This is a genomic window from Kandleria sp. (assembly GCF_017934775.1).
GTDB classification, from domain to species: Bacteria; Bacillota_I; Bacilli_A; order Erysipelotrichales; family Coprobacillaceae; genus Kandleria; species Kandleria vitulina.
Map to the genome: position 1 here is coordinate 35,269 of NZ_JAGBIX010000067.1, position 9,436 is coordinate 44,704.

The 9,436-nt window shown below is 36.3% G+C and carries 6 protein-coding genes; all 6 read right to left on the minus strand.

From position 1 onward, the window contains the following. Positions 1-2 precede the first annotated feature (2 nt). The 6 genes from J6L95_RS07435 to dnaE are packed head-to-tail and all read right to left on the minus strand — an operon-like array spanning position 3 to position 9,234. Complete coding sequence (locus J6L95_RS07435; RefSeq protein WP_287458632.1) at positions 3-1,241, minus strand: DnaD domain protein; 1,239 nt, start codon at positions 1,239-1,241, stop codon at positions 3-5. Beyond that, positions 1,231-1,812 carry a dephospho-CoA kinase gene (coaE, locus tag J6L95_RS07440; protein WP_287458634.1) on the minus strand — a complete coding sequence of 194 codons (582 nt, stop codon included), beginning with the start codon at positions 1,810-1,812 and terminating at the stop codon, positions 1,231-1,233. Before coaE ends, J6L95_RS07435 begins: the two co-directional genes overlap by 11 nt. Further along, positions 1,805-2,797, minus strand: coding sequence for a Gfo/Idh/MocA family protein (locus J6L95_RS07445; protein ID WP_287458635.1), 993 nt, complete (start codon positions 2,795-2,797; stop codon positions 1,805-1,807). Before J6L95_RS07445 ends, coaE begins: the two co-directional genes overlap by 8 nt. Continuing rightward, the gene (gene mutM / locus J6L95_RS07450) at positions 2,754-3,566 is read right to left on the minus strand and encodes a DNA-formamidopyrimidine glycosylase (RefSeq protein ID WP_287458637.1); all 813 of its coding nucleotides are present in this window, start codon (positions 3,564-3,566) and stop codon (positions 2,754-2,756) included. Before mutM ends, J6L95_RS07445 begins: the two co-directional genes overlap by 44 nt. Before the next feature lie 8 nt (positions 3,567-3,574). Next, positions 3,575-6,181, minus strand: coding sequence for a DNA polymerase I (gene polA / locus J6L95_RS07455; protein ID WP_287458639.1), 2,607 nt, complete (start codon positions 6,179-6,181; stop codon positions 3,575-3,577). Continuing rightward, complete coding sequence (gene dnaE, locus J6L95_RS07460; RefSeq protein WP_287458641.1) at positions 6,181-9,234, minus strand: DNA polymerase III subunit alpha; 3,054 nt, start codon at positions 9,232-9,234, stop codon at positions 6,181-6,183. Before dnaE ends, polA begins: the two co-directional genes overlap by 1 nt. Positions 9,235-9,436 lie beyond the last annotated feature (202 nt).

Sequence of the window (9,436 nt, forward strand, 5' to 3'; positions counted from 1 at the left end):
TATTAAATACCTTTCACTTTCTGCAGCATTGCAACGAGATCATCATTATCTAAAGGATCACTTATCACTTCTTCATTTGTGATTTCTTCTTTCTTTTCTTCCTCTTCTTCCTGTTTCCCTTTTCTAATACGCATTGCCTGTTCATAAGCCTGTTTTACTGTATGAATACGACGACGTGCCCATGAGGCACCAATTGTTTCGCAGTAGGAACGAGGTAGCTTATTGTTATTGATTCCCATGACAAGTTCAATTAACACATTCACGACCCCAGGATTAAGACCTAGCTCTACCATTAGTGTTTCAGCGATAGAAAGATCATGGAGAACTGGTTTACCGCCACCTTGCTTACGTTTCAATAACTCATAAGGACTGATTGTTTCAAGGTAAAGAAGATGCTGATCTAAAGCTGAATGAGAATGAGAATTCATCTTAAACTGATCAGGCTGTGTACGATAGATTTCCTTAAGTGTAGAGAAGCTATTCATCTTGTAGACATTCTTAGCCTTCTCTCTTAATAGACGTGTATCAATTTCCTGATTGTGATAAGACTCTCTTACTACTGATGCTAATGTCAATGCATCAAGACTATAGATAATGGCCAACTGTTTAATAAGATCTTCATGAGCTGCAATCTTCTTATGGGGAATACCATAATCTCTAAGTGATTCATAGAATAATGATAAATCATACTCAACATGGAATTCTTCATAGCTTTCTTCATCTACATCTTTAAAGCTTAAAGCTCTAGCATTAGAAAGATCTACACTGTAGACATCAGTAAAACGTGAAGAGATATCTTCATAGTCATTTCTGTTTTCATGTGATGATTTAAAATAATGAATAGTAATATTCAATTGTTCTTCACCAAGCGTATGTCTTAATGCCTGCACTAGCACCTGATTGTGAAGAAACTTATTTAATGACAATGGATGCTGAACAACATAAAGATAGATTGTCTTTTCTTCCGATTGTCTAAAAGTACGAAGCAATCCAATTCCTTCTAGCATCTTGCAGGCATTTTCTAATTGATCTAATGAAATATTCAAATACGATGTAAGACGCGATAACCCACAGTAATGATGAAAGTGAGTCATTCTTTTAGATTCTTCATATAAAAAATGATAAACACTGTATGCTCTTTGTCCAATGAGAGGCAAATACAGATAGGAAAGAATATCTCTTTGACGTTCATCAATAGGATATGTTCTTTCACATATATAAAGATCTGTCTTAAAAAGCATGTTTAACCTCCCTTATGACATCATCCACCTGCTTGTAGAGTTCTTCAAGATTCCCATCATTATGGATGATATAATCTGCCCTTTTTTCCTTTTCAGCCAAGGACATCTGACTCATGATGCGCGCATGCGCTTCTTCTTTAGAAAAATGATTTCTTTTCATGAGTCTTTTAAGCTGTATTTCATAGGAACATGACACAACAATAATGAAATCACATAAGATATCATACTGCTTTTCAAAAAGCAGTGGTACATCCAAGATGACTTCTTCATGTTTTTCAATTTCCTTTTCTATCTCTTCTCTAACATACGGAAGAACATAGGATTCTAAAATGTCTTTTTCTTTTTGATCATGAAAAACAATCTTTCCTAATGCTCTCCTGTTGATTTCTCCTTCTTCTACAACCGAAGGAAAATGAGCACATACTAATTCATAAGGCTTCTTTCCTTTCATCAATGCATCATGAGCAATCATATCAGCATCGACAATAAAATAGCCTTTCTTCTTAAGATAAGAAGAAACAGTGCTCTTCCCTGTCGCAATCCCACCAGTCAATCCAATTACTTTAGTCATCAAATGTATCCCTGATGCTTTCTATCACCTTAATGACATCAATAGAATCCTGATGTGTCATATAAGGAGATTCAATTTCAATATAGGCAATAGCTTGATGGACGGCCTTGATTTCAGGATAAAAATCATCCGGTGCTTTCGCAATGCAGGTCATTGATTCCCCATCATCGGTATCAATGACAGCTTCCATTGGACGATAGAACGGTGACATGGTAATAGTCCCTCTTGTCCCCTTGATGATCATATCTCTTCTTTCTGGTGCATCAATACTGCAAGAGAAAGAAGCCGTTGTCCCATTTTCAAATGTGATTTCTACTTCATCATGAACATCAACACCATGTTCTTTTCTCACCTTTGATGAAATAGAAGAAATTGGTGAGTGAATATAATCTAAAATACTTGCGACACAGTATGTTCCAGTATCATAAAGTGCCCCACCTTGACTTTGATCAAAGAGATAATGATCAGGATGATAGTTCACCTTTGAATTAAAGTGATTAGAAATATGTACAATATCACCAATGATACCTTTTTCTATTTCTTTATGTAGAATATGGGTCAAAGGCATAAATCTTGTCTTCATGGCTTCCATGAAGAACAGATGATGATCCTTGGCATACTTCGCTACTTCTTCCATCTCCTTGGAACTAAGCATCGCTGGCTTTTCACAAAGAACACATTTATTGTGTTCAAGAGCTTTCATGCTCCAATGATAATGAGAGCCGTGAGGCAATGCGATATAGACCACATCTACTTCTGGATCTTGAAGGAGTTCATCATAAGAATCATATAGCTTACAAGGATTATATTTCATGAAATCCTTTCTTTTTTCTTCACTATGACTCGCTCCAGCATAAAACTGTGCTTCTTCAAAATGAGAAAGACTTTCCACAAATCTATGAGCAATGCGTCCTAAACCTAATACACCCCACTGTAACATATCAATATCTCCTTTTCTGGCAGACGGGACAATAATATGTGCCACGTCCTCCTAACATTATTTTCTTTATTTCCCCATGACATTTCTTACATGTTTTTTGCATATGTACATCTAGCTGTACTTGAAATAAGCCATGGATGCCATTGGCATCAAATGAATGAATTGTCGTGCCGCCTTGTCTGATGGCTTCACTTAATACTTCATCACCAATAGAGATAAGCTGTGCCACTCTTTTCTTAGAAAGACGCTTTCCTCTTGTACGAGGATCCATGCCCATTCTAAAGCATATTTCATTCGCGTAGATATTGCCTATTCCTACAAAAATATGCTGATCTAGTAAAAGCGTCTTAATTGGCAATGCACTTCTATGAAGCTTGTCATAGACATCTTCTACATGTGCATCATGAGGATCTACTCCTAGCTTATTAAATGGCGGATAAGAAAGATAATGTAATTTATCGCATAGTTTCATACGACCAAATTTTCTTGTATCATTGTATCTTAATTCACGGCCATCATTTAAATAAAACACGACGTGATCATGTTTATCTAATGGAGATCCCTGTGGTTTTATATTAAACTTTCCTTCCATTCTAAGATGGGATATAAAGGCGTAATCATCCAGAATGAAAATCAGATATTTGCCAAAACGATCGATGTCTCTAATATGCTGATCTTTTAAGACTCCTTTAAAGAGTGTTGTATCATCTTCTATTATCTTATCATAGAAAACATCCACCGATGTGATTTTTGCATCTAAGATAAAATGCTTCAATGTACGTCTGACTGTTTCTACTTCTGGTCCTTCAGGCATTTTATCACCTACTTAAGATCACACCAGTTATCAGCGTAATTGCCATCTACCTTTAATGGGACATCAAGTGTAAAGCATGTTTCCATTGCTTCTCTTACTACTTTTGTAAATTCTTCAACTTCTTCTTTATAGACATCAAAGATCAATTCATCGTGTACCTGAAGAATAATCTTAGATTTAAAATGATGCTTCTTGATTTCCTGATCTACCTTGATCATCGCAAGTTTCATGATATCAGCACCAGATCCTTGAATTGGCGCATTCATCGCAAAACGTTTCGCCTGTTCTCTTACCATGTAGTTTTTATCATGAATAGTTGGAATATAACGTTTTCTATTTAATACAGTAGAAACATATCCATCCTGTTCACAGTTCTTCACGATATTTTCCATATAGTCCTTGATTTCAGGATATGTCTCATAATACTTCGCAATAAATGCTCTTGCATCAGATAATGACATACCGATATCTTTAGCTAATCTGAATTCAGTCATACCATAGATAATACCGAAGTTGACCGCTTTAGCCTGTCTTCTCATATTGCTTGTGACTTCTTCATCAGCTACCCCAAAGACTAAGGCTGCTGTATGCGCATGAATGTCTTTTCCTTGCTTAAAGGCTTCAATCAAGCGTTCTACATGCGCTAAATGCGCAAGAATACGAAGTTCAATCTGTGAATAGTCAAGTGACATAAGATAGCCATGATCAGAAACGAAAGCCTTTCTAATCATCTTTCCTTCTTCTGTTCGAACAGGAATATTCTGTAAGTTTGGATCCACTGATGAAAGTCGTCCAGTCTGTGTCAATGTCTGCTTGTACATTGTATGAATCTTGCCATCAGGGAAGATCTGATCCTGCAAACCTTTTAGATAAGTAGAAGACAGTTTTGTCAGCATTCTGTATCTTAATACCAATGGTACGATAGGATGCTGATCGATAATCTTTTCAAGAATATCCTGTGATGTAGAATAGCCGGTCTTTGTCTTCTTGCCATTCTTTAATCCTAGCTTTTCAAATAAGATCGTTCCTAACTGTTTTGGTGAAGCGACATTAAAGCTTTCTCCTGCCAATGTATGGATTTCTTCTTCTAGATGTCTGATATCTTCATCGAAATCATGATCCATCTTCTTAAGAACATCTACATCAACTTTAGCACCGGTCATTTCCATATCAGTAAGAATATGTGTAACTGGCATTTCAATATCTTCATAAAGATGATACTGTTCTTCTTCTTTAAGTTTCTTGATAGCTTCTTCTCTTAATTCATAGATTGCTCTTGCTTTTGAGACACAGTCTTTCGCAAGCAGATCATCTTCTGGGATATGATGTTTTGCCCCTTTACCATAGACTTCTTCATCATACATGATGTCATCGTATTCATAGAAATCACAGACATTCTTCATGTTTTCCTTGATAGAAGGAGAAAGCACATATGTTGCTAGGGAAAGATCGAAATCAAATCCTTTGATATCAATACCATTCCATTTAGCTCCAGCCATGCATCCTTTGATCGCAAAGCCATACTTTTTCTTTTTTTCATCTTGAAGATAATCAATGAACGCCTTGTCATTTAAGGCATCTTCAAAAGAGATGAAGTAAGATTGTTCATCATTGTAAAGACCAAATCCTAAAATGATGGATTTATGATAGTTTTCATCAAAGATGGATACATAAAGTGCACTATCTTTCTTGATTTCTGGCATCTTAGAAACAATCTCATATTTTAAAGCGCTTCTTTTTGGCTTTTGAGAAAGTGTCAATGATTTAAGAAGAGAGTTCATCTGGTATTTTGTATAGAACTCTTTTAATTTATCAAAAGCAAACCCTTCATACTTGGCAAAGTCAAGGTCGATGTCCAATGGGACATCTTTTAAGATGGTTGCCACTTTCTTTGAAATCAAGGCATCATCTTTGCCATTTCTTACTTTTTCTCCTAGTTTTCCTTTGATTTCTTCCGCATGTTCTACGATATCTTCAATTGATCCAAACTGATGAATAAGCTTTAACGCTGTCTTTTCTCCTACACCCTTGATTCCTGGAATATTATCAGCTGTATCTCCCATTAATCCTAATAAATCTCTTACCTGGTCAGGAGTGATATCCCATTTTTCTCTTAAGACCTCAGGCGTATAGATATCTAATTCTGTTACTCCTTTGACTGTACGATAGATTGTCGTCTTATCGCTACATAGCTGGAAAGCATCTTTATCTCCTGTATAGATAGAGACCTTAAGATTGTTTTCTTCCCCAAATTTAGCCAATGTACCGATGATATCATCACCTTCAAAGCCTTCTTTTTCACAATATGATACATTGTGTGCATCAAGGTATTCTCTTACAATCGCAAACTGAGGGATCAATTCATCCGGTGTTGCTTTTCTTTGTGCCTTGTATTCTTCCATCAGATCATTTCTGAAGGTATGTTTTCCGTAATCAAAAGCAACGATGACATACTTTGCATTCTGTTCAAGAATTTTATCCATCATTCTTGCAAATCCAAAGACACCATTAAGAGGAATGCCATCCTTGTTAATCATATAATTTCCCATATATCCAGTCGCATAAAATGCTTTAAACAATAGGGAATTTCCATCAATCAATATTAGTTCATTCATTATTTTATTTCCTTTACTTTATTTACCACAAGTGAGAGTGTCTCTCTCATTTGTACTCTTACTTCCATAGCTACTATCTTACCACGCTTAAGTGAATCTTTATAGCGTTCATATGATTGAGAAAAACAAACACAATCCTGCTGACTTGTATCATCTTGTCCTTCGATAAAAGCCATTTCTCTTCCTCTTTTATCGACGACACTTTTGACTCTGCTGATGCTCATAATGACATTGATGCTCTTTCCTACATATTGACTTACATCACATAATGAAACAATAGGAATAGAGAGCTTCTCTTTTACATAAGTCAAAGGATGTGTTGTTAAGTATAATCCTAATACTTCTTTTTCTTCTTCAAGCTTTCGATAGCGATCTTCTTTAATATAATCGAGAATAGGTTCTTCATCTACACCAATAGTGTTTTTCAAGTGAACATATTCTACCATCTTATCCAGATTGCCTTTTATATACGCGCGATTCTTTTCAAATTCATCAAAGGCCCCCGCTTCAATAAGCGCATCCATCATGCTCTTATTCATACGTGTCTTTTCCATTCTTGATAAGAAATCATAAAGATCAATAAATGGACCTTTTTCTCTTTCTTCACTGATACTGCGATAGCCAGCATAGCCAACATTCTTAATGGCTGTCAAAGAATAGCGAATGCCTTCTTTCTCTACTGTAAAACGATCCGTTGACTTATTGATCGAAGGAGAAAGAATCTTTACGCCATACTTCTTTGCTTCCTGAATACAATGCAATTTCGTTGAAGAAGATGCCCCCACATTAGATAAGATGGATGCAAAGAAAATACGTGGCGCATTTGCTTTGAGATAAGCTAATTGATACGCAATGATCGCATAAGCTACACTGTGGGACTTATTGAAACCATAGTTCGCAAACTTTTCAATTAAGTTATAGATTTCCACAGCTTTCTCTTTAGAATGACGATTGTTTATCGCCCCTTCAATAAATTCCTCTTTCATCATCTGCATAGCCTTAATATTCTTCTTAGAAATCGCCTTTCTAAGCATATCTGCCTTTCCTAAAGAAAAGCCAGCGATGATTCTCGCAATCTGCATAATCTGTTCCTGATAGATAATAATGCCATATGTTGATGAAAGAATACTCTTCAATTCTTCAGTTAAATAGACAATCTCCTTTTGATTTGCTCTATTTTTAAGATACAAAGGAATATTATCCATCGGTCCTGGACGATACAAGGCTATAGCCGCAATGATATCGTTTAGCTCTCTAGGTTTCATGCGTCTTAATAGATTGCGCATTCCCGCTGATTCTAGCTGGAAGACACCAAACGTATCCCCACGCGACAGCATTTCATATGTCTTTTGATCATTGAGAGGAATATCCTGCAGTGAAAGATCATAGCCTTCTTTATGTAGATCTTTAAGTATATAATCAATCATTGTTAAGTTCTTTAAGCCAAGAAAGTCCATTTTTAATAGTCCTGCTTTTTCAATGTAATCCTTGGAATACTGTGACATCACCATATCTGAAGGACCAATCACAAGCGGTACACTTTGACTTAATGGTCTTCTTGAAAGAACAACCCCTGCTGCATGCATGGAAATATTACGTGGCAGATGTTCTACAACACTCATTGCCCCAATAAGTTTACGCAGGGCTTTATTTTCATTGATAAGACTTTGAAAAGAAGCAGAAGTCTGATAGACTTCCGTAATCGTCTTCTTGTTCTTTGGTCCTGTTGGGACCATCTTCGCAATCATCTCTAATCGAGGAAGCGGAACATTCATGACTTTCCCGATATCCTTGATTGCGACACGTGGACCATAGGTTGAAAATGTGACAATCTGACAGACATGATTTTGTCCATATTTTTCTATGACATAACGTACAACTTCGTCACGTCGATCATCCTGGAAATCGATATCGATATCTGGCATGGAAACACGTTCTGGATTAAGGAATCGTTCAAATAGTAGATCGTAGGCTAATGGATCTACATTCGTGATTCCTAGCACATAAGCCACAAGACTTCCGGCTGCTGAACCTCTCCCTGGACCTACAAGAATATGATGTTTCTTTGAAAATTGTACGTAATCCCAGACAATGAGGAAGTAATCATCAAAGCCCATAGAATGAATAACATCAAGCTCATAGCTTAATCGTTCAATATAAGGCTTCGTTACCCTCTGCCCTTTAAATCTTTTCTTCAGTCCTACTTTACATAGCTCTCTTAAATAAGTTTCAGCACTCACATTGGCAGGTGTAGGATAAGCAGGAAGATTCTTGATTCCTTGAGGAATAGTTGCCTTGCACATCTGTACAACACGTGCTGTTTCCTCCATCAATGATTCTGGAATGCATGCTTTGATTTCTTCTTCACTTTTAAGATATCGTTCATCACTTACCACTTCATATTGCACAGGAAGTGTGCGTCCCTCCTGACTAGCGCTCATAAGATCGACCGCAAGGGCATCCTGCTTTCTTAAGTAACATACGTCATTTCCCCATAATAACTTAATATTAAGATATTTCGCTAAAGCGATCAGACGTTCATTTCTATTTTTTTGTAAGGCGATATGATGATTTTGAATCATGATGTAATAATGATCCTTAAACATCTCTTTAAATCTTCTTAAATATTTTTCAGCTTCCTTTTCCATATCTTTTAAGACAAGTCGTTCTACTATGCCTTCATCGGAGGCAGAAATAATAAGAAGATGGGCTACATAGGGGATCAGATCATCTAAAACAATGGCTCTTTCTTTAGAAAGATTGATCTTGCTTGTTAAGGAAATAAGATCAAAGTATCCCTGATCATCAATAGCAAGTAGTGTCATAGGATAATGTTCTCCATTGATAAGAACAGTTGCTTCTAGACCAAATATAGGCTTGATATTGGCCTTTGTACACTCTTCATAGAATTCATAGGCGCCATACATATTATCTTTATCACATAAAGCTAAAGCATCGATATGTTTCTCTTTAGCCATCTTGACAAGATCTTTTATTAGAATTGTACTTCTTTGAAAGCTGTAGGCACTTTTTATTTGTAGATGTCCAAACATGATCTTCACCACCTTTACATTGCAATTATTATATCAAAGACTGACACTCCAACGGCTAAAACACGTTGGGTTCTTATATACATTCACTTCCAAATATACTCGAAAGCATATGAGACTAATGAGTTTCTATAAGACTTTCACTACCAAAGATACCATTGCATCCATTAGCGATAGCATAAGGCTCGTGTCAAAACCTATTTAT